Below are 24876 nucleotides of genomic sequence, written 5' to 3'. Positions count from 1 at the left end.
TTCCAAGCCGCAGCTTCTGTCTCTGTATCCCTTACGCCTTCAACATTTGATTCCGCAAGGCCGATTGGTAGACGGCGTCGGCAGCGTCAATCCGCTCCCTCACCTGATTCCATGACTCGAACGGCCTGCCAGCGATAAGCGCATCGCGAACGGCTTTTAATTGATTCGTATAATAGTTCATTGGCTCGAATTCAATCTGCTCGCGATGCTCGTCGTCCTTTTTCTCTATCGTAAGCTTGATCTTATAGTGACCGACATTGGCGCGGAAGAAATCGCCCAGCGTGACCGTCGCCTGCTCGAAATGACAGACATGCCTCGACTTGTACGGCATCTCGAAGGAGCAGACCAGCTTCGATTCCAGACCGTCCGGGAACGCGGCCTTGGCGTGAAAGGTCCAATCGCAGCCTCCCGGCCCCTCGAAATCCGATTGCCCCGTGAATTCGCCTCCCTCAAGTCCGTGAACGGCTTGCAAAAATTGCAGCCAATAGCAGCCGAAATCGCGAAACGCGCCCCCGCCCTTGGCCGGATCGCTGCGATAGTTGCCGCGATAGTTATTTTTGGGAGTCAAGCTTATTCGCGTATCCGTCTTGATTAACCGCCCGTATCTGCCATCGCTGATCATCGATTGAAGCGTCTGCTGCCAGGGATGATGCCGCACCATCAGCCCTTCATAGATTTGTACGCCTGTCTCCTCCGCTGCCCTCGCTATCCTCTCCCATTCGCTCAAATGAGAGCAGATCGGCTTCTCCACCAATACAGCCTTGCCCGCGCGCGCAGCGCGAACGGTCCATTCCGCATGCAGCTCATTGCTCAGCGCGATGTACACAAGATCAATCCCGGGATCGGCTATTACTTGATGCAGATTGTCATAAACCCTCGCGATGCCGTACGATTCGGCAAGCGCTTCCGCCTTCGAGACCGTACGGTTCGCAAGTCCAACCACCTGAACGCCCTCGACCTCCCGCGCGGGAATCAGTAAGGCTCGAGACAGAATGGCCGGACAGCCCAAAGCGCCTATCCGAATCTCCTTGCGCCCGGAGCTGCTCATATATGCTTCAAATTCGCGGAGCTCGTCAAGTACAGCACGCTGCACTTCGAGCAAGCCGGAGTCAGCTCCGTATTGATCTTCCCGCGTATTCTGTCGTATTCTTCGGAATGCCACAGCTCCCGCAATCCGCTCTCATGCAAATTGCCAACGGTGAATTCCGAGAAAAACTTGCACGCGGACGCATTCCCGTCGGGCAAAATATCCACTCGCGTTGACAGAGCAAGGCAAGTATCGGCACAGCGCACGTTCATGACCTGACCGCGCACGAAGCTCTCGATTTCATCCGGCTCGAGACCCGGTTGAAACCGGATGCGCGTCTTCCAGCTGCGGCTTTTGATTTGCTTCAGATCCTCCAGCAAAGCGGGCACCCGCTCCGGATTAATCTGATATTTGAAGCCGTGCCAATTGCATTTCCGATCCTGAATATCCATCAGCCAATCGAAGCTCTCCGAGAAATACCGGTCCATCTCCCGCGAAGCCTCCTCCGAGATGTACCAGGGGAAGCAGAGGAGCACGAAATCGATGCCGCTCTCCTCGAAGAAGGCCATTAATTCCGGCAATCTGCCGATCATGCCGTCGTGAATGACGCAGTGAACGGACAGAACGCCGTGGAAGATGCCTTGTGCGCGGAGCTCCGTCAGTCTCTTGATCTGCTCCATCGTCTTGGCGAACGAGCCCTTGCCTCTGATCAAATCATGCTCGCGCTCGAAGCCTTCAATCGCAAGCAGCAGCTCGAGATCCTTCGAAAGCGCGAGCAGTCCGTCGAGATGGCGATCAATGAGCAGCCCGTTGGTGCAAATGACCGTTTCTCTGCGATCGGCGGCCAGAAGCTTAAGAATTTCGCCGAATTGACGATGGAACATCGGCTCTCCGCCCCATAAGTAAAGTCTGGATTTTGCTTCCGCTGTTTCATCCAGAATGCTCTTGAAGAGCTCTACATCGATATCCAGATTTTGCTGTTCCTTGTCCATATCCTGATGATAGCCGGTTTCGCTCCATTGATAGCAATGCTTGCAGCGCAGATTGCATCGATTGGTCAGCTTGATGCCGATCGATTCCGGCATATCCGTTCTGTACAAGCTGTCGCGTTCTCTGCTCCTGCGCGTCACGACCACATTGCGAACGGTGCGCTTCAGAGAATCGAATGATTCCGGATCTACCTTCAACTTGCCCCTCGGTTGCATGAAATCCCCTCTTTCCTATGGACTCTTATGGACTAGCGTCTCCTCGGTTGAACAAGCTATTATACAGGCTTCTCGTTATAGAATAGGCAGCAGCCTTGACAGATCGGGAACAATTCCTTCTTCAGATGCTTTCGATATTCGCTGTACCGCTCGCCGTTCCAGATGTCGAGCAGGCTCGTCTCGTTCACATTGCCGAGAGTCAGATCATAATAAGCGTGACAGGAAGTCACCTCGCCGCGCGCATTCACCTCCGTGCTGATCCATGGGAATACGCAGCGCTTCTTCACCTTCGACATCTTGAACCAATTGGCCGTAAAATAGTGTCGGATATCCTCCGCGGAATGACTCTTCGGATACATATTGACAAAGATGCCCCGCCGGTCGCACGCTTCCCTGACAAGCTTCAGCTGCCGGGACAGCTCTTCGAAGTCCATGTCGGCGAAGCTTCGGACATCCTGTACGAATCCCCTCGCGATCGGGGCGCCGTCCACGCCGAACTTCTCCTTCAGCAGCTTCGCATACGCATGATGATTAGCCTCGGTGATGTACGCTTGCAGCTCAATGCTGACGCAATCCAGCTTGGATAGGTCTAGGCTTTCGAAGAACATTCGGGCGATATGCTGATGATTGGCGGGCGTCACGACCAGGCTGACGCCTATCTTCATGGAGGAGCCGCCCCGGGCTTCTCTCGCATCATACAGCTTCTCGATGCCTCGTTTCGCCTTCGCGAATACCCCCTTCCCTCGCTGCTCGTCATTGATTTCCTCGGGTCCGTCGAGCGATACCCAGAATCGGTCGATATTGTATTTCACCAGCATCTCCGCCTTTCGCTCCAGCAGCGTTCCGTTGGTCGGCATATGCAAGGTGCTTCCATAATGCGTGATAAGCTCCAGTACCTCCTCAAGCTGCGGGTACAACAGCGGCTCGCCGCCGTACAGCTCGTAGTAAGGCCTGGCGGAGCTGCAGGATTCGACAATTTGCTTGATGACCTTCATATCGAGCTTCGCTAATATTGCCTTCTCGTTATAGGAACCGCTCTCTCCCCATTCGTAGCACATTCGACAGCGCAGATTGCAGCTCTCCAGCAACTGCAGGAATATCCAGCGCGGGACGGCGTTTCCAAGAGGGGGATTAGCCGCTCGCAGCGCCGTATTGGCCTCGCTCATGCTCATCTCATCACTCCTCCAAGCCAGTTTCAGTTCAGCAGACGGAGCTCCAACTCCGCAAATATTTCTTCCAGAAGCTTCTCGGTCTCTCGGCATTGTTCTTCTGTTCGATAGACGATTGCCGCGTAGAGGCGTCCTCTTCCTTGCGCCTCGAGCCCTCCCCCCGCAAGCAGCGTATTCGCCGACAAGGGCAGGATGCCGGGCTTGCCGGCCATCCTCTCGAATAACAGCTTCTTGCGACTTAAGCGATCCAGCAATTGTTCATATGACGGCTTACTCTTGTAAGCGAGAGGATAATGGGTGAACAAAGCCTGCATGCCGCTTGCCGCGACGAAGGCGTCAATGCCATTCTTCATGTGACTCATCGACTTGCGCGCGTTAATCTCAACGATGGGCGTCCATTCGTTGCCTTCAAGCCGCATCGAATCCACGCAAATATCGCCCCAATAGCCGTCCCGATGCATCTCCCGGCCGATTCGCTCCATCAGCTCCGGATAGCCGGTCTCCTCCAGCTCCCTGACAAAGGACGCATTCGGCGTCATGATGCCGCGAAAGGCAAAGTCCTTGTTCAACATCTGCTGCACCGACTCCACCCGAAGCTCTCCGTCCTTCGAGAGATGAAGCAAGGCGGAGAAATCCAGCGTCTTCGGAAGCAAGGGCTCGATAATGAGACGGGTATGGCAGCCCTGCTCCTCCTGCGCGGCCAAATAGCCGACTATGCGGCGCAGCGCGGCCTCTTCATTGACTCGGAGGATGCCCTTGCCGGATACGCCGTAATCATCCTTCAGCAGCACCGGGCTCTTCTCAAGCATCGCCTGGGCCAGCATGAACACTTCCGCGGCGCTGAAAGCGACGCGCGCGGGATTCGCAAGCTCCAATCTGGTTCGCATCGCCGCGGAATAGCACTTGCCGTTCACCCTCTGAATGATCGAGGGCTCCGGCTCGCAATACGCGATTCCAAGCAGCTCCGACAAGCGCTTATGATGGGGAAGGACGGCGAAGGGACGGAAGCTGCAAGCCGCAGGCAATAAGGGCAGCTCCCCGCTGCCTCCGTTCTCGTCCTCCGTATCGCAGACCTCGTTATGAAAGTCGAAGCCGATATGGAATAGATAGTCCAGATGCGCCGCATGCATCGGCTGACGCGTCAGCACATAATCGCCGGGGCGGGCCAGGCAGAACATCAGCTCATCCATCGCGGCTACCATTCGCTCTGCCTGCTTGTCCGCGAGCTGCGGCAGCTGCGACAAGCCCGGCTCCCGCCAGAATCGTTCCGCATGGAATACGCCGCTCAGCGCCCAGGGCCGCTCCGTCCCGATCATGCGATCCATCCTATTCCCGTTCCGCAACAAACGCGCAGAAAGCCTCGATGGAACGCAGATGCTCCAGATCGAACTCATCGAAGTCGAACTCGACTCCGAATTCATCCTCGATGCGAAGGATGAAATTGACCAGCTGCAACGAATCAAGACCCGCGTCCTCCGTAATGCTGGATGCGGCTGTCAATTCATTCGCCAGCGAGGGATCCTCCTTCAGCTCGGCGATGATCTCCGTTATTTTCCTCTCCATGACTTCACTGCTCTTCATCTTCTCCATCTTCCTTCGACTCCTTCTCCGCCGGGGAGGCAAAATAAATTGCAATAGTAGACATCATCGAGATGGGGCAACGCAACCAATTGTTCCTCAAATGCGACATGCATGGAATAGCGATATTGCTTCAGAAACCTCTCCAAATCCTTGCAGGAGTATCCGAATTTGTCCATCTGCCTCCGATCCAATTCAATCATCAGCGCCGGTCTCCCCTGCTCCAGCAGTCGGGAAGCGCCTTGAAGAATCGGCAATTCCGCGCCTTCCGTATCGATCTTGATGAAATGCGCTTGCCCGGCAGCATGTTCTCGGCAGAAATCGTCAAGGGTCATCGTCTCGCACGGCTCTTCCGTGTAGTGATCCTCCCGGCTGTCCATGCGAAGCGACGCGTAAGTGCCCCCTCTCAGCTTCGGGATATACATCGTTCCGCTCCCTCGCCGATCGGACAGCGCACAGGCGTGCATCGCAACATTGGCGCAGCCGTTCAACGCCAAATTAGCCAATGCCTCGTCCCGATATTCCCGAATGGGCTCGAAGCCGTGAACAGCGCCTTCCGCTCCTGTCAGCCGAGAGAACAGCGTGGCATGCCACCCGAAATTCGTTCCAATATCGAAGATCGTCTGTCCCTTGCGGATCAGCTTGCGAAGCACCGCCGTTTCATCCGGCTCCCAGGTGCCGAAGCCAAGCAGCGTTTCCAGATTGCCCGGCCGATCGAGCAGCCAATTGAATTTGCGGCCGTCCTTCATGACAACGACGGCCCGGTCGCTCTTAAACTCGATGGCGGCGATATCTCCTTTGATCAACGATGTCAGCCTGCCGACATGCTTCAGCCGCTCCGCCGACAATCGCTCATACATCTGGTACTTGCGACGTTCCCGCTTCAGATAGGACTCCGGCATTTCCTTATTGATGGCTGTCTCCAGCTCTGCGGCATAGCGGTTAAACTCCCGATGCCAGTTATCCGTTGTGTTCTTGCTCATACCCGAGCAGCCTCCCTTTTCCCCAAGCCGTATCGGCCGTCTATCACCTTCACGCGCTCCAGCAGCTCTTGCTGACAGGAGAATTCCGGCCATGCCGTCACCAGCGCGGCGGAATCGCGGCCGTCCAGCGCCTCGCGGAGCGTGCCGGCATAGCGAATCGGGAAATCGTAGGCCTCGCGAAAGCGCGGCATGGCAAGCGGATCATAAGCGACAATATCTGTCAGACCAAGCTCCAGCAGATGGGCGATAATATCCGCTGCCGGCGTGCCGCGTACATCATCGCTGCCCGGCTTGAACGCGAGACCGAGCACGGCAAGCCTGCCATGAGACCCGGCGGCAGCGGCGACGCGCTTCGCAAACGCCAGCTTCGCGCGCGCGTTCACCGCGAGCACCTCTCCTATCAGCGCGGATTCGCGGCCGATCTCCCGCGAGTAATGCTGCAAGGACAGCGCGTCCTTCGGCAAGCAATAGCCGCCGAAGCCGCAGCCGGGATACACATAGCCCGCCATCCCTCCTCCTTGCCAGCGCCCGTCCGCATGAAGCAATCGAAATGCCTGAGGGATATCGATCTCGGGAGTGACCTCTGCCAGCTCAGCCAATTCATTGGAGAAGCTGATCATCGTCGCGAGCAGCGCGTTCGAGGCCAGCTTGGCGAATTCAGCGGTGGCCGGCGATACGCCCTGCATAGGTGCGCCGAAGGGTTCATAGAGCCGCTTGAGCTGCTCCTCGCTAAGCTTGTCGCAGGCGCCGATTACAATGCGATCAGGATGGATGAAATCTTGCCAGGCACGCCCCTCGCGCAGAAATTCCGGATTATGCGCAAGTCCGACCGTATCGCCGACGATGTGACCGGAGCTCTCCAGCAAGGGCTTGACCACGCCTGTCGTGGTCATCGGCGGCACGGTCGATTTGATAACGAGCGTGCGGCGCCCGCCCTCCTTCAGCAGCGGAAGCGTCTCGACGATCGCCGCTGTCAGCGCATCCAGATTCGCCCCTCCGTCGGGACGGCTCGGCGTTCCGACGCAATAGAACACAATGTCGGCATGCCGAACCGCAGCCTCCAGCGTCTCGCCAATGATCAGGCCGCTTCCCAGCAGCTCGAGCAGCGCCGCTCCCAGCTCAGGCTCGTGGAACGGCACTTCGCCCCGGCAAAGCTGCTCTCTCAGGCTGTCGTTCGAATCGTAGGCATACACCAGCCTTCCTGTCTGCTTGGCAAGACCAAGCGCCGTCGTCAACCCGACGAAGCCTAGACCGACGACCGCGATCATAGCCGAACACCCGCCGTATCGAGCAGGAACGACAGATAGCGGCGAACCCCGTCCCGCACGCCGATATCCGGCGCATAGCCCAGTATTGTTCGCGCCTTGGTCAGATCCGGGCATCGCCGCTGCGGATTATCCGTCAGATATTCGCGGTCCTCGGCGGCCGACATCACGACAACGCCGCGATAACCCGTCAGCTCGCGGCCGACCTCGGCATAGATATCGGCAAGCCGGGCGACGGACAGCTCCTCTCCGTCCATTCCGATATTGAACGTATCGAACGAATGATGAGTCAGCGCCTTCAGGATGCCGGGTATCGCATCCCCGATGTAACAATACGTACGGGTCGGACGACCGTCCGAATGAATGACGATATCTTCTCCGCTTAGAACATTGCGGGCAAAGTCCGCCGGCAGACGACGATCCTCCCGCCGCATGCCCGGCCCGAACAGGTTGAACGGCCGCACAATACGAATCGGCATGCCAAGGGAGGTCGCATACACATAGCACAGCGTCTCCCCAAGCCGCTTGGACTCGTCGTAGCAAGCCCTCGGACCCGTGCAGGAGACCTGGCCGAGGTAGGTCTCCGGCGTAGGAATCGCATCCGGCGAAGGATTGCCGTAGACCTCGCTGCTGGAGAAGAACAGCATCCCCCGCAGCCTGTCGGAATGCCGATAGGCGTCCAGCAGCCGCTCCAGCCCGTTGACATTGGCTCTGATGGTCTCGAGCGGATATTGTCTGTAATAAGTGGGAGAAGCGATCGACGCCATATGCAGCACATAATCCGCGGCAGCGACACTGCCGTATGCGCCCGGCTCATCGCTTGCCGCGTCGTAAGCATGCGCCTCAAGCTCGGCATGCTGGCCGCGCATCTCTCTCAGCCACTCGGGCTCGCCGAACAGGAAGCGATCCAGAATGACAAGCTTGCGCAAGCCCATGCCCCTCGTCTTCAATCCCAGGAAGAACTGCGTCAGATAATAGCCGAGAAAGCCCGCTCCTCCTGTCATGACGACCGTTCGTTCATGAAACTCGGCGGCAGCGCCGAGCTTGTCATACATATGAGCCAGATCCTGGCGCAGCACATCCCCTGCTGACCGAATCAGCGGTCGACCGTTCTTCTTGTCGGACGGCGAATGGTTCATTCTTCTCTGCCCCTTCCTTTTGCACGCAACGCGCCAAGCGCTTCGGCATACTCTTCGATATAATCGCCGGCCTTCGATTTGGCCGCCAAGAGACGTTCATGCAAGGGGCGCAGCGCCTCCCGCGAATAACCGGCCGCTCGCCAGTCCGCCATCGGGATGCCGAGGCCAAGCTCGCGCCATAAAGCGGCATTATGGGCCTCATGCTTGCCGAACGGCTCCAGCAGAATGAGCGGAGTCGCTGAGGCAAGCGAATCTATTAACGTACCTGCTCCGGGCTTGCTGATAATGCCGCTGGCCTGCCGGATAACGCCGTACAAGCCGTGATGCTCGAGCGGGATGCGATAAGCCGGCTTGCCCTCCGGAGGAAGCTCGGCGAACGGCGGGAAGCTCGGCCGCTCGCCCGGCGCGGTCTCCCACGCCCGCCATGCCGGATCATTTATAAAGCAGCGATTGCCTCTCCTTTGGCGTGCTGCTTCCTCCTCCTCATAAACGACGATATCAAGCGCTATTCCCAGCCTCGCAAGCTCCTCGGCCTCGCTGCGATACGTTCCGATGCCCCATCCGCCGCCATGCACCACATAGCTTTCTCTTCGATCCCCGTACGGAATTGGCTTATCCTCGCCTATCGGAATATAACGCTGAATAGCTCCGCTTTCCGCGCGGCATAGCCATACCTCACGGTACCTCGTCCCGAAATCCGGGACGAACCTCTTCATGCTTCTCCAGGATGGCGAATAATCCGAGTCCACGTACAGCAGATCGACCCTAGGCGCGCTGCGCCCCGCCCGGATTCGACGTTCTCTGTACAGGTCGAGAAGATAGACCCAATTGCCGGACAAAGCGATGAAATGCTCGCGCTCCTCGTGCTCCCATTGCTCGATCAGCCGCTGAGCGGCTTCGGCATCCATGCTGTCGCGCATATCCTTGGGCAATCGGGTCGCGAGCTGCGCCGCCGCGAAATGATGATGATAAGCGATCCTGCTGTCATCGATGCGGCGTTGCTTCTCCGGCTTCAGCAGCGCCTCGAATACCCTTACATCGCAGGCGATGCCGCGCTTCTCAAGTCCCCTCGCCGCCAGCAGGCCCGGAATATAGAAGCCGAGACCGAAGCCCGAGCATAAGACGGTTACTCTGGGATTAGTCATCGTCAGCCCCCCAGCTTGCGCAGAATCATTACGGCGTCCGTGTGCGGATATTTCAAGTTATAATTCGTCATATGAATTAACCGTTTCTCCGTTGTCGATTCGAGCGCCAGGTCTGCAGGCATGTTTCGGAGCAAATGCTCCTTCAAGCCCTCCAGCGTGTATTTCCAGATCACGCCGTCGACCGAGGAATTAATCATATAGCCTCCGGTCATTTTCTCAGCCGCGCTCGTCTTGTGCATCAATACCGGATCAGCGACGATGACGATGCCGCCGGGCTTCAGCAGTCGGCAGGATTCCTCCAGCGCTTTGCGCGTGCGGCGAATATGATGAAAGCAGCGCGCGAACAATACCGCGTCGAAGCTTTCATCCCGCAGCGGCGCCTTGCATATATCTCCGTGCACATAGCTGTCGAACCGTCCCATGCGCTTGCCGAGCTCCAGCGAAGGAAGACTCACGTCCAGATTCGTAAAGCGCACGCCGGAGTTGTTCCTGTAATATTTGTTCAGCAATCCCGTCCCGCAGCCGACCTGCAGCACCTCCCCCGACAGCTCGGGCAGCACCTCGTATACACGCGACGGCTTCGGAAAGTTATTTACGTATAAAGCGATTTCATAAACAATCGGATGCTTGTACATGAATCGAACCAGCTTGCTCGTATAGAAGGGATTCTTCTTCTTCTGACGCAAGAGATCATAACGATTGAGATAATAAATCGGCGACAGCAGTACGAAAAAAACAATAAATGCGGCCCGTACAATAAAGATGCGCAGCCCAGCCGTGCCGCCGGCTTCCGGGGACAGCTCCCGCATGGATACGGCTGCGGACTCCCTTCCATCCTTCATTCATGCATCCCTCCTTCGTTCTTCCTATCCCCTCTAAGGAAAGTATATCGGGCCGCGGGAGACCCGGACTACTTCAAAAAACCTACATTTCTTCTGCGATCTTGACAACATGATCCAAACGGCGAATTAAACGCATATGCCTTCCTGTACCGGACTTCCTTGCTGGAGACATGAGAAAACCTCTATCGAAGCCTTTCGAAGATGAGCGACCGCGTCTAGAGGTTGGTTTTATCGCCAATCAGAATTTGTATTTTCGGAGCTCCGAAAACTTATAAATTCTATGTGGTCAAAAACAACCCCTGGCCTAAAGCAGGCAAGGGGTTGCGCATTTACTCCAATCTTACAGATAACGCTATTGCTCGAATTCAGAAAGAATGCTGTTATCGTACAGATCCTTCATGAACACCCATTTATCTTCGTTCTGCGCGTACCAGTTCTTATACCATTCCTCAATTTCCGCGCCTTCCCCTCTGATCCAGGCTGTCCTGGCATCCTGAACGGCTTGCTCCGCTGAATAGTCGCTGCCGCTCAAGATCGCTCTGTTCCATAGATCTTGAATCTCATTCTCCAGATTGGATGAGAGAAATTCGATGTCGCCGGGCAACGCCGGCATATAGCGATCCAGAGTAAATCCCGCATAAGGACGGTCGGGGCTAATGTACAGCTGATAGGCCTGATTCAACAAATCATATACTTCTTGATCGAACGGCTGATTCAGATCCAGGTCCTGCTTGTACTTCTCGAATTCAGTCACATGATATTGCGGACCGATCGATCGAAAATCCCCGAGCCACGATACTTCACGCTCATATTTATCCTTATCCAGCGTTATAGCCACGCCGTTTTCCATTCTGTAATGCACGCCCTCCAAGCCAAACTTGAATGTTTTTTCCGTTGATTCTTTGCTCATAAAATCAATATATTGGATAACGCCGACTGGATTCTTCGCCTTCGCGTTAATAACCCCGCTAAGCTGGAACGGCGGATTAAACTGTGCGCTGAATTGTCCGAACGGACTTTCCGGCAACGCTATCGGTATGATCCTCGCATCGGGAGCATTTTGACGAAGCAGCGAATAATTATCGTAGATTTCCTTCGCATTTCCGGCAAATGCGTATACTCCGATCTTTCCTTTCAAGAAATCCTGTTCCGCCTTTCTCCCGTTTTTATCCGTCATATAATCTCTGTCAATCAAATCAAGGTCGAACAACTGCTTCTTGAATTGCAGCGCAGCCTTCGCCCTATCCCAGTCGCGGACAATCTGGCCGTCTTCCAGCACCCAGCCCATGTTCTGAAACATGCTGTTAATGATATCCGGCGCATATCCGCTCATATTCATGCCATATGTATCCTTCACTCCGTTGCCGTCCGGATCCTGCCAAGCGAATGCCTTCAACGTTTCGAGCAATTCTTCGGTCGTGCGGGGCACGTCCAGCCCGAGCTTCTTCAGCCAATCCTCCCTGATGAATAGATAGGTGAACGGGAAATAGCCCTGCACTCGGCCAACGGCATACATATTCCCGTCGGGCTGGGTAGCCAATTTCCTCAGAATCGGGAATTGCTCTAACACTTTCTTGTATTCGATACTGTAATCTTCGACAAGCTCGTCAATCGGCAAAATCTGCTTCTGAATGTAAAGCTTGTTTATAAACTCGGTATCATATTCCTGAATCAAATCGGGGGCTTCATTAGATGCCAGCAATATATTGTATTTCTGAACCGATTCTCCCCTTGGAATCGAAATATACCTCACGTCGATTGCCGAGTTTTCTCTGATCCAATCCACCCACATATTCGCTGTAGGCGTTCCCATCTCCGAAGGGATATTGCCCCGGTCGAACATGGAGACGCTTATGCCGGGACGGTCGGAATCGGCGCGTGCTCCCTCTTGCCCGGATTGGCCCCATGAGCAGCTCGCTAGCAGCATGACGGCAGCCGACACGAATCCGGCCAATACCGCTTTGTTTCGTTTCATTCCTCTGAATCGCATGTTGTTCACCCCCTGCTAGTGTAGCACATACTTGATCTTCCTAAACCTGCCTCCAAGGAACGCTGCTTCGCCTCAGACAAGCAGCAAAAAACCGAACCGTCCGCACATCGCGGCAACGGCAACGGTTCCTTGCTTGGTTGGTTTAACGGCTATAGCAGAACATTGACTTTCAAATACTGATCCGGATTGCGTTCAATATCCTCGATGACGGCAGCCGCCTCCTTCCCGTTCACGGTTTTGGTCAGCAGCTTCCGTACATCCACTTTGCCGCTATCAATCAGCTCAATGGCTTCTTCGAACTCCCCGACACTCGTGCGGCAACCAACGATATCGAGCTCTTTCTTCGTAATGATATCCGTAGGCAGCCTCGTCTCCTGCTTCGGCCATCCGGTCAGTCCGATTCGTCCCGCATGGGAAACAATATCAAGCGTCGCTCTTACCGCCGCGTTCGCGCCGGAAGCCTCAAGCACGACCTCCGCCTTCCTCCCCCCAGTCATCCGGCTGATTGCCTGGACCACATCCTCCGCAGCAGAGTTTATCACATGCTCGACACCCATCATCCGAGCCTTCTCAAGCCTCTCCTGTACGATATCGATAACAATTGGAACCGCTTCGTAATGTAAAGCGCTCAAAGCGGCAAGCAAGCCGATCGCTCCCGCCCCGATAATTGCGATATGCTCGCCCTTCTGCAGTCTGGTTCTATGCAAGCCGTGAAGCGCGATAGTAAGCGGCTCCGCCATGCACATGATATCCCAAGGCATGCCATCGGGCGCTTTCACAAGCATATCGGCCGGATGGCAGAAATATTCAGACATGCCTCCGTCCACATGAACGCCCAGCACCTGCAAATGCTCGCAGCAATTCGTCCGATTCAGACTGCATGGATAGCATTTGCCGCAATAGAGATACGGGTCCACAATCACCTTATCTCCCGGCTGAATGCCTTGCGCATTGGGCGGAATTGAGATGACTTCTCCGGCAATTTCATGTCCGATCGTGCGCGGATAGCTGACAAGCGGATTCATTCCCCGGAATGCACTGATATCGGAACCGCATATTCCCGCCGATTTCACTTTTATCAGCGCCTCGTTCTTCTTCGGAGCGGGTACCTGTGTTTCAATGGCCTTCACGGACAGGGGCTCCGCGATATGAATGGCTTTCATCGTTTGATTCCCTTCTTTCTTGTATGATTTCATTGACGCAGGAATCGAAGGACCGGGGCCTTGCCGATTCCCGTATCCTTCAGTTGATATTCGTAGGACCATCCGTCTTGGACGGTTCTCCATGCATTAGGGTCGAAATACACTTCCCTTTCATCGCAATTGTGAAGGGTGCCGAACGTATTAATCCGATTGCCGTAAGCTTTGATTTCAATGCGCTGCACGCCTTGTTCCGCTGCTTCGAAGCGCAGCGAGTAGGGCGAGAACATAATCTCTCCCACGCTCTCCCCGTTCACGTATACTTCCAGAAGCGGCGCCCTGAACTTTGTCATCTGAAGCTCATAGACGCCTTTCTCAAGCTCCAGATCAAAAGCATAAGTCGCATTGCCGCCGTAGAACGGCATCCCTTGATTGTTCAGGAAGCCGAAATGCCCTCCTGCTTGCGCTGGAACGAGCTTTGACCGAGCGCCGGAAGTCTCCACGAGAAAACTTCCCAGAATGTAGGCATTTTCAACGTTCGTTTTGCGTTCGAAAGGCATTTTCAGAATAAGGATATTCGCCCCCGCCTGAAGCGGAGGAAGGTCGCAGGTTTCAATCGAGCTGTCAACATAGAAGCCCGCCTTCTTCTTAGTCAGCCATCGGCCGTTGACGCAAACGTCCGTCTGGTCGAAATTCTCCATCGCCAGGCGGGCGTCTTCACAGACGAACTCCGAATGAACAATAAATTTCAACTCCAGCGTATAGGCTCCATCCCGCTGTTCTTTCTGAGCCCATGGCTGCGCCAGCGCCGCTTTTCGTTCCGGATATCCGGCAATCGCCCTGCACAGGTTGTCAATCCGCAATATCTCTTCCCTGCCTTGCCATGATCCGCTATTCAGACGATAGTCCGCCATGTCCAGAAGCAGTACATTGTCTTCTTCCAGTCGAAGCTCTACTGGCGTTTCGAATAACTCTTTCTCGTACAGACAGCTAGCCGCCTCAAGCTCGGTCTGGCCCGCATCGCTGGTTTCATCTGCCGAATCGACGGATGCCGTTTCGACCGGCATGAGGTGCAGCAGCAGGCTGTCATGACTGTATAGCTTCCTCTTCAGCACGGTGTTCCCGTCTTTATAGCCCGCTTCCAGCAAGCTCTTGCTGCCGGTGAAAGTATCGAGGAGCTCTGCTTTCCACATCCCCTTAATGGTAATAAGGAGATGATCCTCCAGCACGAGATCAGGATTGACTTCAGCCTTCCCGTTCGCGATCAGGAGCCATCTCTCATCTCCCTCGCATCGCAACTGATAAATGTATTTGTCGGAGCGTTCGCCATCCCAGTTTTTCTTGTGATTTGGCTTTTTCAGAAATTTTGGGCCGTCATACCTGATATCGATTATCCGATGATCTTCGAGCTCCAGAAGCAATTCATTTTTCGACAGCGGTACTCTCGTGCAGCTCTCTGCCAGATATTCAGCCTCCGCGTCGATTCGGGCATCGACCAGCTTCGGCGGCTCGCCGGCGAACACGATTTTTTTTCCAAGCTCTTTGGCTCGTTTCAAGAATGCCAGCGTCGTTCGTCTGATTGTCTTGCAGCCGGGCACCAGAATGATATCGTATTCCATCTCACCCAGCTTGGCGTCGGATGCAAGAGACGGAATAAGCGATTCCGATATATAATCGTAATCGATCATGCCGAAGAGAAGCCATTCCGTCACGTTCTTGAAATTCGTCTCCAACTGCTCGCGAATCAAATTCGTGTGATTGTTCGGACCATAATACAACCAGTACGATTCGACGGGATGAATAATGCCTACCTTGACCAATGCCGTCCCCCGTGTCATAACCGTATTGATTCGAGCGAAATGATCCTCGATCAGCGGATACTTCTCATACCAAGGCGATTGCAAGCCGATCGAAGCCGGATAATCCCGCTTCGCTTCGCCGCCCATGCTCATCCAGGTCAAATGAGGCACGCGCACGGTAACGCCCAGCGCGGCCATCCAATCGCCTTGCAGCTTATGCTTCCTGAAGTCAAAGTCCCAGTTCGTCACCCCGTACAATTCACTCAGTACACCCGGGCGGCCATACTGATGCGCGATGCTCTGGGCTTGCTTGGCAGTGCTGTATTCGCGCTGATCGCACAGCATGTCAATGCCCGGGAGATGAAAGCTGCGCAGACTGCGCATGGCCTCACCAAGCGCCTTGGTCTGCGAGTGCAGCGTAGGCTCCTCCATCATATGTCCGCACAGCATGATGCCATGCTCCTCGCACCAACTGCCAATCTGATCGGCGAAGGCTTCCGCGAAGCGCTCCGCGATATGATTGTGATAGTGGTAACGGATGACGGACACCTCGCCGTCCTTCCGTTCCCAGAACAACTCCGGCAGATGCGCAAGAAGACTATAGCCGTATTCCTGCAGGAAGGTTTGATTGAAATCGGCGGTGTATGGGACAAGCACCTCCTGCTTCGCATCCCCGTAGCCGAGAAATTGCTTATGTGGAAATTGCGGTTCATCCGTGAATATCGCCGGAATGGTTCGTCCGAATTCGTCTCCGACCTCTTCAAAATAGCGCTCATGGGTCACTTCAATGAAACGGCGGATCGCATCCTTGCTCAGCGTATCGACATAAGCCTGGTTATTGAACCAAGGACTGTCCTCGCCCGTTTCCAGATACGCGCGCCAAACGGTCTCCCCCGCCGAAGCCACTGTCTCCTCGCCGCATAACGCATAGCCTTCCAGATAGCCGTCATCATCCAGACGGACGCGGAAAGCAGCCAGGAACGTTCCCTTGCCGTTAGAGGTCACTGCCGCGCAGGAATCGAAATGACCAGGCTTGATTTCTCGCTCGCCTTGTTTGAAGGGCGTCCACACCATATATTTGCTCCGATGCTCGGCTTGCTCCGTTACAAAGCCGCCGCCATAGCCGGACGGCCACCGATCTTCATCGTACAGCCAGACCAGCAGCCCTTGTTTCTTCGCCTGCTCGACGCATAGCTTGACCAACTCCATATATTCCGGGCCCAAATACTCGGTGTCCAGCCCTACTCTTGTATGAATTTGAAAGCCGCCCATCCCCATCGTAGGGAACTGGTCAATCTGTCCCAGCACTTGCTCCTTGTCAAGCTTCTTGTTCCAAGCCCAGAAAGGGGCCCCCCGGTATTCAGAGGTCGGGTGCCGGAACAGCTTCATATCGAACGGCTTGTTTGGGTAAAGCATATTCCATCCTCCTAACCTTTAACCGCGCCAGCGGTAATCGATTGTACAAACGCTCTTTGCGCCAACAAATAAATAACAATAAAGACGATTGCGCTCACGGACAGCGCAGCAAATACCGGCGTATAACCAAGAATGGACGTTTTATCATTCAACGTGGATATGCCTACGGACAGCGTATATTTCGCCGAGTCGCTGATAGAAATCAAAGCCCACATGAATTCATTCCAGGCGCTCATACCGCCAAGCACCATCAATGTGCTTAATATCGGCATCGCCAGCGGAACAATTATTCTGATTAAAATCTGTGCGGTGTTGCAGCCGTCAATTCTGGCCGATTCAATCACTTCATCAGGAATGCTCCTGAAATAATTCGTGATCAAGATTAAGCCGAGCGGCGCAAAGCCTTGATAGTATGGGAAGACAATCGCAGCCAGCGTATTCTGAATATGCAAATCCAGAATGAGCAAATACATGGGCAGCAAGATAATAGGAGTCGGGATTAGCAAATTGATCAGGAACATACCATACAGCAACGACTTGAATTTCATCTTCAGCTTGGCAAACGCGAAGCCGGCGAGTGTGATAAACACAATATCGACAGCCAGCGTTGCCGCGGTATTGCGTGCAGTATTCCAGAAATACGTGTCCAGTTTGCCCTTCTGAAACGCCGTTTCGTAATTGGATACACTCAAGCTCGAAGGAAGTGACCAAATGCTGTTTAGAAATTCGCCTTCCGTCTTGAAGGACTGGAGAATGGCCCAAATAAGCGGATACAACGAAATGCATGCATAGATAGCGACCAGAATAAATACAATCGCGTTGAGCGTGCCTTTACGCTTTTTCATCGCTGATCGCCCCTCTTTCTGCCAAGCAGTTGAGAAGTGATCATGATGGTAACCATGACCAGCATCATAATGATCGAGGCGGCTGTCGCAACGCCGAAATCCTGTGTGGAGAACGCTTTGCGGTATACATAAGACGTAATAACCTCAGAAGCTCCGCCAGGTCCGCCTTGCGTCATGACCCAAACCATATCGAACGCTCTTAAATCTGTCGTGACGGTCAGCAGGAACAGCGTAGCGAAGGTTGGCATCAAGTAAGGCACGATAATATATCTTAACTTCTGGAAAGGAGATGCTCCGTCTATTTCCGCCGCTTCCAGGAAATCTCCCGGCATCGTCATCAGATTCGCATAAATGATGAGCATATTGAACGGAATTGTGTGCCAGATCCAGGTCGCAATAATAGCCGGCAATGCCGTATGCTCATTGGACAGCCAGGGCTGCGCCCATTGCTCCAGGCCGATTAATTCCAAAAACTGATTCAAAGGACCGATGGTTGGATCATAAATAATTCGCCAGATGCTTCCGATGACAACCATGGAAATCAAATAAGGAATAAATAAGGCTGTGTTAAAAAATCTTTTCAACCGTATGCCTCTGTACATAACAAATGCCAATAAAAATCCGATGCCAATTGATAAGATCGAATCGGCTCCAATCAGCTTGAAGGTATTCCAAAAGGCCGAATAAAACTTCTCGTCCTTCAGAACCGTTAAATAGTTGTCGAAGCCGACATAATCGGTTAAATCGCCAATACCTCTATAGTCATACGCACTGATTCGGAGAGCTTTGACAAAAGGAACATAAAGAAACACACAAAATACCGCCAATGTAGGCAAAATAAGAAGGTAAGCGGGTATGCTTTCTCTCATATCCGACCAAAAGCCTTGCTTGGGTTTTGTCATCTCTTTCAACACCTTTCTGGAAGCGAAGCGCATAATGAAGAAGCGATTGGCGGCGTGCCAATCGCCCTTTCACTGAATCTTGCTGCCGGGTTACTTTGCTGTTGTCTTGTCGTATAGTTCTTGCAACTTTTCAGTTACTTCATCCAGATCATATTTGCCGAGCAGATAGTTCGGAAGCAAATCTGTTTTGAACGCCGTGCTGATTTCCGTATTAATAGTCGTCGGAACGAGAATATCCGGGCTGAATCCTCCGGCTGCCGCATTCGTAAATCCAGACAGGAATTGCGACAATTCAGGTTCGCTCTCAATGTTGTTCAAGCCGGAATTCGAATATTTGAGCGCATCGACTCCTGAGAAATGCGTTTTGGATGTTAGGAATTTCAACAATTGAATGGATTCTTCGGGATGCTCTGTCGATGCGCTTACCGCAAATACATTGCTGGAGCCGCCAAGCGAGCGGCTTGGAAGTCCCGCGATACCCGGCAGAGCATACGTTGCAAGCGACATATCCTTCGGCGCATTATTCATAATGTATTCCAATTTATCCGGCGCAATCAGAAATTGTCCCAGCTTGCGTTGGACGAACATCTGCTGCATCGCTTGCAGGTCGGCAGTAATCCCGTTTTCCGGGAAGTAGCCTTTATCCCACATATCCTTGAATGCTATCAAGCCCTGCTTCACGCTCTCGCTAGAGAAATTCATCGTGCCGTTCTCGAACGCATTCGGATCGGCAGTCAATTCCTCACGAGTGTATTGATCCCAGAACAATCTCGGATACCAGTCGATCCAGTTGTTATGCATGGACATTGGCGTATAGCCCGCCTCTTTCAACACTGCGTTATTCGCCATGAATTCATCCCATGTGGCTGGCGGCTGAATGCCCAATTGATCGAATATCGTTTTGTCATACATGACCGCGATCGTTGTCATCGTGAACGGAACGCCGTAATCGTACGTTTCTCTTTCCTCGCCCAGTCCCTTCTTGACAACGTTTCTGGCATTGTCAAGCAAAGCAGGCACGAAGGTGTCGGCCCAAACCTCATCGCCTTCATAATCCATCGTTTGCAGCTCATCGGACAAATCCATCGTCAAACCTTGTTTGATTTGATCCGTATAGAAGCCGGATTGCGTCCAGAATACGTCCGGAATATCTCCGCTTGCGGCCAGTGCCGCAAATTTCGCGGAATAATCGGAGGATGGAACATATTCGTAGTTCACTTTAATGCCAGGGTTCTGCTCCTCGAACAAATCAACGGATTCTTCACTGACCAGTGGATTAGTGGTCAGCAGTCGAAGTGTTACCGTGTCCTCCGAGTCTCCCGTTGTGTCATTATTGTTGCTGCCGCAGCCCGCAATTAATGTTCCTGTCAATGCAACCGATGCAAGTAGAGATAACGCTTTCTTATTCATTTATTCATCTTCCCCTCGTTTATTATGCGAGCATAATGCTCCTTGCTTGTTCTTGCCCTCGCTTTCATGTTGAAATGAAATCATGATGATGTGCGATGGCTTAACTTTAAGCGAGGGGTCGCTCGTCCACAATAAACACCTTTTGACCGGAAGCACAGTTTTTACCGGGAATCCGCATGCGATCCCGGCACAGCAGTAATTGTGGTGTCTTCAAAAATCGTTGTTTGTCTTTGATTCAATCATTTTGCGATATTGGCTGACTGGAACCTTCTCCAGCTTCTTGAACACTCTGCTGAACGAAAAGTAATGCGAATACCCGACCTTTTCAGCAATGTCCTGCAACGTATCGTCAGTGCTTTGCAGCATCGCTTTCGCGTGCTCGATTCGTACATGCGCCAGAAAATCGACGAAATTCTGATTGAATGCCTCCTTGAACAATCGACTTAAATAACTGGCGCTAATGCTAAACGTTTCGCTTAGCAGTGACAAAGACAAATCGGGGTTGGCGTAATTCTGCTCGATATAAGCCCTCACTTCATAGACGATGCCTTTATTGCTCTGTGTGTTGCGGAACACTTCAAGCTGGTCGCCGACTTCTTCCAGCACGGATCTGAAGGCTCCCTCAATATCGCCAATCGTCTCCACAGCCTCTGCAGCTTGGTTCAGTTTAAGGATCGGATCTTCCCCCAGCCGAGGCAACGCGCTGATTTCCTTATAGAGCTGATAGACCAGGTAATGGAGCAAATTGGCGATTTCGGTACGACTGTATTTTCTGGCCCGAAGCGTGTCGAGCAGCCCGTCAAATGCCGATTTCCACTTCGGATCACCCTCGCGAAACGATACGCTGATTGATCGAATAACCATCAGATGCTCGAATACGTCACCCTGTTCATTCTTCTCGATAGCCTCGAATGAAATAATCGAATCATAACCGTATACGGATTTGTAATCGAGGGCGGCCAAGGAGTGCTTGAACGATACATGCATGCGTTCAGCATCCAAAATCGCCTCAGAAACGCCGATTGTAACGGTGAATTTCAAATTTTGTTTCACCCAGTCCTTCAAATCATTCCAGCAAGCCTCTAACGATTCGGATTGCTTCTGCTGCAAAAAACAAATTTGCGCTACCCGCTGCGGAGAAATCCAGTCCATCCAGACCTCAATCCCTCGTTCCTCTATCATTTCTTTCGCAGCGTTCGTCAACGCATAACGGAGCAAATCGCGATCGCGCTCTATGAATCGGCTGCAGAACCCGCCATAATTGTCAATTTCGATTATAAATATGGAAATTTCGTCATAGTTCTCTTTTTTCTCCAGATCCTTCAACACCGACGCCCACCGTTTATTCGCCTGGTCTTGATCGGCTTTGGGCAACTCTTGAAACAGCTTTTGCCGGCGATACGCAATGTTTTCCTTGAAATGCTTTTGCGATTTGTTCGACTCCGTGATCAATTTATCAAGCGCCGTTTGAATAAGCTGAAATTCATCATTCCGTCCTTTCTTGCGCTTTACAAATGCTTGATCCACGTATCCGACGATTTTGCGGCTTATCTCTTCAATCGGCTTGGCGTGCTTGAGGGAAATAATGATAATGGCAAGTGTCCCAACCAGCACTGCGCATAATCCGAATACAATCCACCACCATGTAAAAGAGGATGTCCACTCCAGCAAACTCGTCTCCGTGATTCTGGTGCCAACGGTCCAACCGAGATAACTGGATTGGACTCGCGACATATCGTCATTTGCCGAGCCGATGATCAACTGCCCCTCGCTGTCGTACAGATTAATATAGCCGATCTCCGCTTGAGTCATCTCTTCCAATAAATTTTCTATCGTCTGAACACTAACATTAATAACGATATATCCTTTCTCTGCCGTTAGCAGCGGGAAAGGCTTTACCAGCGAGAACACGTTGACGGGCCTGTCATATTCGAGCTCGCGATATTCCCTTTTATTCGTCCATCCTGCAGGGAAAGAATCGGACAATGAGCGGATGAAATTCTCGTCTCCGTACTCGCCCACCTTCGTTGAAAGACTTGAGCTAAGCACGGTATCATCATCGAAGCGATATAAATAGATGGATTGAATCCATTTATTGTTCACGACAATGGAATTAAACCTGTCGGAAACTTGGTTGGCGTAATAATATTTATCGAAGCGATCTGAAGCATACACGTAATCCATCAAATTCTCGTTTTGATCAATTTCGTTGATCATGGAGGCTTCAACGAATTTCAGCGTTTGCTCCAGAATGGAAACGGCATGGCTGGCAAACGCTTCATTCGTCTTCAGTATTTGCTTCTGCGATGATTCGCGAATCATGAGCGTGGACACCAAAAAAATAATGATAATAATCAAATAAAAAATAGGCAAATAAGAAAATAGCATTTTGCGAAACAAGCGGTTATTCTTCAATATATTTTTCAATACACATTCCCTGCTTTCACGAACCGGTATTCGAAACTGCACATAGTTTTACTATATTCCACACAAAACATGCAGCACAATGCTCACTTTTTTATACCGCACAATATTTGAGATTACAGCACCAAGCTTCTAGAAAATTAGGCTTTCAGGCGCAAAAAACGCCGTTTTTCTTCCTTAAGGGGAAGTAAACGGCGTCAGATACGATTTATTTTTTTCTAATTGAATTTATGAAACCTACGACCTTTCCACTTATTTACTCTCTACGAGATTCACAATTTTCCTTATCGTTGCAAAGTTTTTGAATAACAGCTCCTCCGGAATAAAGTCTAGCTTGTAATGATCCTCCAGATCAATGGCCAACGTCATCAAATCCATCGAATTGAAGCCCATCGCTTGCAGATCTTCATCCAGGCCAATATTCTGCTGAATTTTCATCATTTGCTTCACTCTCGCAGCAATCTCTTCCGCCATTTCACTTCGGGTACTCATCCTTAATCTCCCCTTTCTCCCATCGACATCCTTATTACTCCTTCACAAGCACGCCCACATATTTTGTTCGAGTCAATCGATTTTCCTCAAGCTTGAATACAATCGGCGTTTTGTTAATGGATTGACAATAATCGCGGAAAGCCAAATTATCTCCAATATCATCCGATATAAAAACGCCATCCTTCCGCAAGGAATTCCATAGAAGATCATAAGTGGACACCCTTCCGGCATACGTCTTGTCGCTGTCGTAATGGCACATATCAAGCTGGTCCATGGATTGAAGCGCCAAGGGCACTCCTTCTCGATCAGGCTTTAGAATAAGCCGCCACTTCGCTCTTAAATCTGACGGCACTACCATTCCAACAATATCTTCCCTCCCTTTATATGGAATATCAACGCTGATTAAGCTTGAATTCGCCCTGTCCTTCAATGAAAGCAAGATGGCCAATGAAGACCAGCCGAAGGCTACGCCTGTTTCAATGACTTTAGTTGCTTTCAAATAGTTGGATATATTATAAATAAACTCCAAATCAGCCGCTCCGCCAACTTCTCTTGTAAAACCTTCTTTGTTCATGCCTGCTTCGATGACATCCTTGTATTCCTCGAGGAAGTCTATATAATCCCTTTGATTCGTAATCTTATAGAAGGCGCTCTTACTGTCAACGGCCCGCTCTTCGCACCATTTGATAGCCGATATACGCTCAAACATGCTATACGACGGAATGGTTGGATCGAACTGCTTCCTGAAGCATCTCCAAAATTCTCCATAGAATTTAGGTGAATACAGATACCAGCTAAACGTGGTCAGCTTGTCATAAACACTCATCATAGTCCCCCATTGCTCCAGATTATTCGAAATATCTCTCAAGAGCGTCATACAGCCTGTCTTCGGCGCGAACGATATGGAACAATAATTCTGTATACGCGCTATCAAACGCCCAATAGCCTTTCAGCATATGATGCAGCATGAACATTCTCGTGCTGGCAATCGCGTCTATGCTTCTCTCAAGCCCCTCCAATACCTCGTATTTGGACGCCAACGGCAGGTCCTGTGCGAGATAATCTCTTAGTATCTCCCTCCTCTTCAGCACCAGATTCAATCCAATCAATATTTTGTTTTGTTCAATCGATTTAAATTCCTCATTTAATAGCAAGGGTCGTACTTGACTTTGAGATAGCGATGCCAAGAACAGAAATGCTTCTTTATTCGTATAAGAGTAGCCATGCTCTGTTTGTTCGACCCTTGATGACCGGTATTTGACGATGCTGTCCTTCATCACAGCTTTGACATGAGACGCGTGTGAATGAGCTATGAATGCATTCAGGCTCTCCTTATCCGCATCAATTGTCGAAAGCTTGGTTAAACGATGCAGCGCATCCGTCAAGTCCTGCTTCGCAATCATCCCAACTTCATGGTTATCCGGATGCGGGACGAAATGGTCTGCGTGCAAATCACTGGGGCTATCCACGTAATAAATATGATCCCGATCCTGCCAAATGAGAAGAATAACATGTCCCGGTCTGAAATAATCGCTATCCTTAGGCTCGTAATGCTTGTTGTACCGTCTGAAGAAAGGAACCCGCGGCGTGATTGTTCTAAGGAGCACATATTTATCCTTCGTAAGATAATAGTCTATTTCCGCAATCGCTTTGGCGGCATCTCCTCTATTCTCGAACACATGCCGTACGGATAATGCATCGGGAAACGTTAATGGATCACTATATATTCGAATCTGTTCGCCTTGAAAATCGGTTGTGAGCTTGAATGTCAAATTCCCTACAAACAATTTGGTTAAATGCAAGGAGTTGCCTGTGTAATATTGCTTTGCTGCTAAATATACGGCTCTTTCAACGCAATTGTTGACCCTTTCGACAACCGAATCTCCTTTAAGGAAATTCGAGCGCAACGCATATTCCGGCATATTCATTTCACCTTTTTTTTCATAGTTTGTAGAACTCTCATTTACTTTCGCATAAGGAACAGACACTGTTGCAATCAGCTTGGTAAGCGTTTACATAATGATGATTTCACCTCTCTCTTTTGGCGATATCCTGCCTTCTTTGCTTTCATGCTGTGATGGTAGCAAGAATAAAAAAACTCGTCAA

The 24876-nt window shown here is 51.8% G+C and carries 20 protein-coding genes; all 20 read right to left on the bottom strand.

Annotation, left to right across the window (positions count from 1 at the left end; translation table 11 throughout):
• Window positions 1-31 precede the first annotated feature (31 nt).
• Window positions 32-1093: a Gfo/Idh/MocA family protein gene (locus tag HFP08_RS20095; protein ID WP_240941614.1), complete on the bottom strand. Its 1062-nt coding sequence runs from the start codon at window positions 1091-1093 to the stop codon at window positions 32-34.
• Entirely contained in the window at window positions 1045-2232 is a 1188-nt protein-coding gene (locus HFP08_RS20090; protein ID WP_168122395.1) for a radical SAM/SPASM domain-containing protein, read from the bottom strand. The genes HFP08_RS20095 and HFP08_RS20090 overlap by 49 nt, the downstream gene beginning before the upstream one ends.
• Window positions 2233-2291: 59 nt before the next feature.
• On the bottom strand, window positions 2292-3404 hold the full coding sequence (locus tag HFP08_RS20085) for a radical SAM protein (RefSeq protein ID WP_240941612.1): 1113 nt from the start codon (window positions 3402-3404) through the stop codon (window positions 2292-2294).
• Window positions 3405-3427: 23 nt separating this feature from the next.
• On the bottom strand, window positions 3428-4717 hold the full coding sequence (locus HFP08_RS20080) for an ATP-grasp domain-containing protein (RefSeq protein WP_168122394.1): 1290 nt from the start codon (window positions 4715-4717) through the stop codon (window positions 3428-3430).
• Window positions 4718-4727: 10 nt separating this feature from the next.
• On the bottom strand, window positions 4728-4964 hold the full coding sequence (locus tag HFP08_RS20075; RefSeq protein WP_168122425.1) for an acyl carrier protein: 237 nt from the start codon (window positions 4962-4964) through the stop codon (window positions 4728-4730).
• 14 nt (window positions 4965-4978) lie between these two features.
• On the bottom strand, window positions 4979-5962 hold the full coding sequence (locus tag HFP08_RS20070) for an FkbM family methyltransferase (protein ID WP_168122393.1): 984 nt from the start codon (window positions 5960-5962) through the stop codon (window positions 4979-4981).
• Entirely contained in the window at window positions 5959-7230 is a 1272-nt protein-coding gene (locus HFP08_RS20065; protein ID WP_168122392.1) for a nucleotide sugar dehydrogenase, read from the bottom strand. Before HFP08_RS20065 ends, HFP08_RS20070 begins: the two co-directional genes overlap by 4 nt.
• Complete coding sequence (locus tag HFP08_RS20060) at window positions 7227-8366, bottom strand: NAD-dependent epimerase/dehydratase family protein (protein WP_168122391.1); 1140 nt, start codon at window positions 8364-8366, stop codon at window positions 7227-7229. The genes HFP08_RS20065 and HFP08_RS20060 overlap by 4 nt, the downstream gene beginning before the upstream one ends.
• Window positions 8363-9511, bottom strand: a complete 1149-nt coding sequence (locus HFP08_RS20055) for a glycosyltransferase family protein (protein ID WP_168122390.1) — start codon at window positions 9509-9511, stop codon at window positions 8363-8365. The genes HFP08_RS20060 and HFP08_RS20055 overlap by 4 nt, the downstream gene beginning before the upstream one ends.
• Before the next feature lie 2 nt (window positions 9512-9513).
• On the bottom strand, window positions 9514-10353 hold the full coding sequence (locus HFP08_RS20050; protein WP_168122389.1) for a class I SAM-dependent methyltransferase: 840 nt from the start codon (window positions 10351-10353) through the stop codon (window positions 9514-9516).
• A gap of 352 nt (window positions 10354-10705) precedes the next feature.
• Window positions 10706-12343, bottom strand: a complete 1638-nt coding sequence (locus tag HFP08_RS20045) for an extracellular solute-binding protein (protein ID WP_168122388.1) — start codon at window positions 12341-12343, stop codon at window positions 10706-10708.
• A 149-nt stretch (window positions 12344-12492) separates the two neighbouring features.
• Entirely contained in the window at window positions 12493-13506 is a 1014-nt protein-coding gene (locus HFP08_RS20040) for an alcohol dehydrogenase catalytic domain-containing protein (protein ID WP_168122387.1), read from the bottom strand.
• A 29-nt stretch (window positions 13507-13535) separates the two neighbouring features.
• A complete protein-coding gene (locus HFP08_RS20035) occupies window positions 13536-16697 on the bottom strand; it encodes a glycosyl hydrolase family 2 protein (RefSeq protein WP_168122386.1) in 3162 nt (1053 codons plus the stop codon).
• Between the two features lie 11 nt (window positions 16698-16708).
• Window positions 16709-17542, bottom strand: a complete 834-nt coding sequence (locus HFP08_RS20030) for a carbohydrate ABC transporter permease (RefSeq protein WP_168122385.1) — start codon at window positions 17540-17542, stop codon at window positions 16709-16711.
• Window positions 17539-18444, bottom strand: a complete 906-nt coding sequence (locus HFP08_RS20025) for a carbohydrate ABC transporter permease (RefSeq protein ID WP_168122384.1) — start codon at window positions 18442-18444, stop codon at window positions 17539-17541. The genes HFP08_RS20030 and HFP08_RS20025 overlap by 4 nt, the downstream gene beginning before the upstream one ends.
• A gap of 90 nt (window positions 18445-18534) precedes the next feature.
• A complete protein-coding gene (locus tag HFP08_RS20020) occupies window positions 18535-19854 on the bottom strand; it encodes an ABC transporter substrate-binding protein (protein ID WP_168122383.1) in 1320 nt (439 codons plus the stop codon).
• A gap of 210 nt (window positions 19855-20064) precedes the next feature.
• Entirely contained in the window at window positions 20065-22281 is a 2217-nt protein-coding gene (locus HFP08_RS20015; RefSeq protein WP_168122382.1) for an AraC family transcriptional regulator, read from the bottom strand.
• 249 nt (window positions 22282-22530) lie between these two features.
• A complete protein-coding gene (locus HFP08_RS20010; RefSeq protein WP_168122381.1) occupies window positions 22531-22770 on the bottom strand; it encodes an acyl carrier protein in 240 nt (79 codons plus the stop codon).
• A 34-nt stretch (window positions 22771-22804) separates the two neighbouring features.
• Window positions 22805-23647, bottom strand: a complete 843-nt coding sequence (locus tag HFP08_RS20005; protein ID WP_168122380.1) for a class I SAM-dependent methyltransferase — start codon at window positions 23645-23647, stop codon at window positions 22805-22807.
• Window positions 23619-24572, bottom strand: a complete 954-nt coding sequence (locus tag HFP08_RS20000; protein ID WP_168122379.1) for a hypothetical protein — start codon at window positions 24570-24572, stop codon at window positions 23619-23621. Before HFP08_RS20000 ends, HFP08_RS20005 begins: the two co-directional genes overlap by 29 nt.
• Window positions 24573-24876 lie beyond the last annotated feature (304 nt).

It is taken from the genome of Paenibacillus sp. HB172176 (assembly GCF_011947265.1).
GTDB lineage: Bacteria > Bacillota > Bacilli > Paenibacillales > Paenibacillaceae > Pristimantibacillus.
Note: the sequence above shows the minus strand (reverse complement) of the source record. Positions and strands in the feature narration are given on the sequence as shown.

Bases quoted from the DNA above. Each gene is read 5' to 3' on its own strand.
- HFP08_RS20025 (WP_168122384.1), bottom strand. From the start codon at position 18,444: ATGACAAAACCCAAGCAAGGCTTTTGGTCGGATATGAGAGAAAGCATA.
- HFP08_RS20045 (WP_168122388.1), bottom strand. From the start codon at position 12,343: ATGCGATTCAGAGGAATGAAACGAAACAAAGCGGTATTGGCCGGATTC.
- HFP08_RS20005 (WP_168122380.1), bottom strand. From the start codon at position 23,647: ATGACGCTCTTGAGAGATATTTCGAATAATCTGGAGCAATGGGGGACT.
- HFP08_RS20020 (WP_168122383.1), bottom strand. From the start codon at position 19,854: ATGAATAAGAAAGCGTTATCTCTACTTGCATCGGTTGCATTGACAGGA.
- HFP08_RS20090 (WP_168122395.1), bottom strand. From the start codon at position 2,232: ATGCAACCGAGGGGCAAGTTGAAGGTAGATCCGGAATCATTCGATTCT.
- HFP08_RS20085 (WP_240941612.1), bottom strand. From the start codon at position 3,404: ATGAGCATGAGCGAGGCCAATACGGCGCTGCGAGCGGCTAATCCCCCT.
- HFP08_RS20010 (WP_168122381.1), bottom strand. From the start codon at position 22,770: ATGAGTACCCGAAGTGAAATGGCGGAAGAGATTGCTGCGAGAGTGAAG.
- HFP08_RS20030 (WP_168122385.1), bottom strand. From the start codon at position 17,542: ATGAAAAAGCGTAAAGGCACGCTCAACGCGATTGTATTTATTCTGGTC.
- HFP08_RS20055 (WP_168122390.1), bottom strand. From the start codon at position 9,511: ATGACTAATCCCAGAGTAACCGTCTTATGCTCGGGCTTCGGTCTCGGC.
- HFP08_RS20035 (WP_168122386.1), bottom strand. From the start codon at position 16,697: ATGCTTTACCCAAACAAGCCGTTCGATATGAAGCTGTTCCGGCACCCG.
- HFP08_RS20050 (WP_168122389.1), bottom strand. From the start codon at position 10,353: ATGAAGGATGGAAGGGAGTCCGCAGCCGTATCCATGCGGGAGCTGTCC.
- HFP08_RS20040 (WP_168122387.1), bottom strand. From the start codon at position 13,506: ATGAAAGCCATTCATATCGCGGAGCCCCTGTCCGTGAAGGCCATTGAA.
- HFP08_RS20080 (WP_168122394.1), bottom strand. From the start codon at position 4,717: ATGATCGGGACGGAGCGGCCCTGGGCGCTGAGCGGCGTATTCCATGCG.
- HFP08_RS20070 (WP_168122393.1), bottom strand. From the start codon at position 5,962: ATGAGCAAGAACACAACGGATAACTGGCATCGGGAGTTTAACCGCTAT.
- HFP08_RS20060 (WP_168122391.1), bottom strand. From the start codon at position 8,366: ATGAACCATTCGCCGTCCGACAAGAAGAACGGTCGACCGCTGATTCGG.
- HFP08_RS20075 (WP_168122425.1), bottom strand. From the start codon at position 4,964: ATGGAGAGGAAAATAACGGAGATCATCGCCGAGCTGAAGGAGGATCCC.
- HFP08_RS20065 (WP_168122392.1), bottom strand. From the start codon at position 7,230: ATGATCGCGGTCGTCGGTCTAGGCTTCGTCGGGTTGACGACGGCGCTT.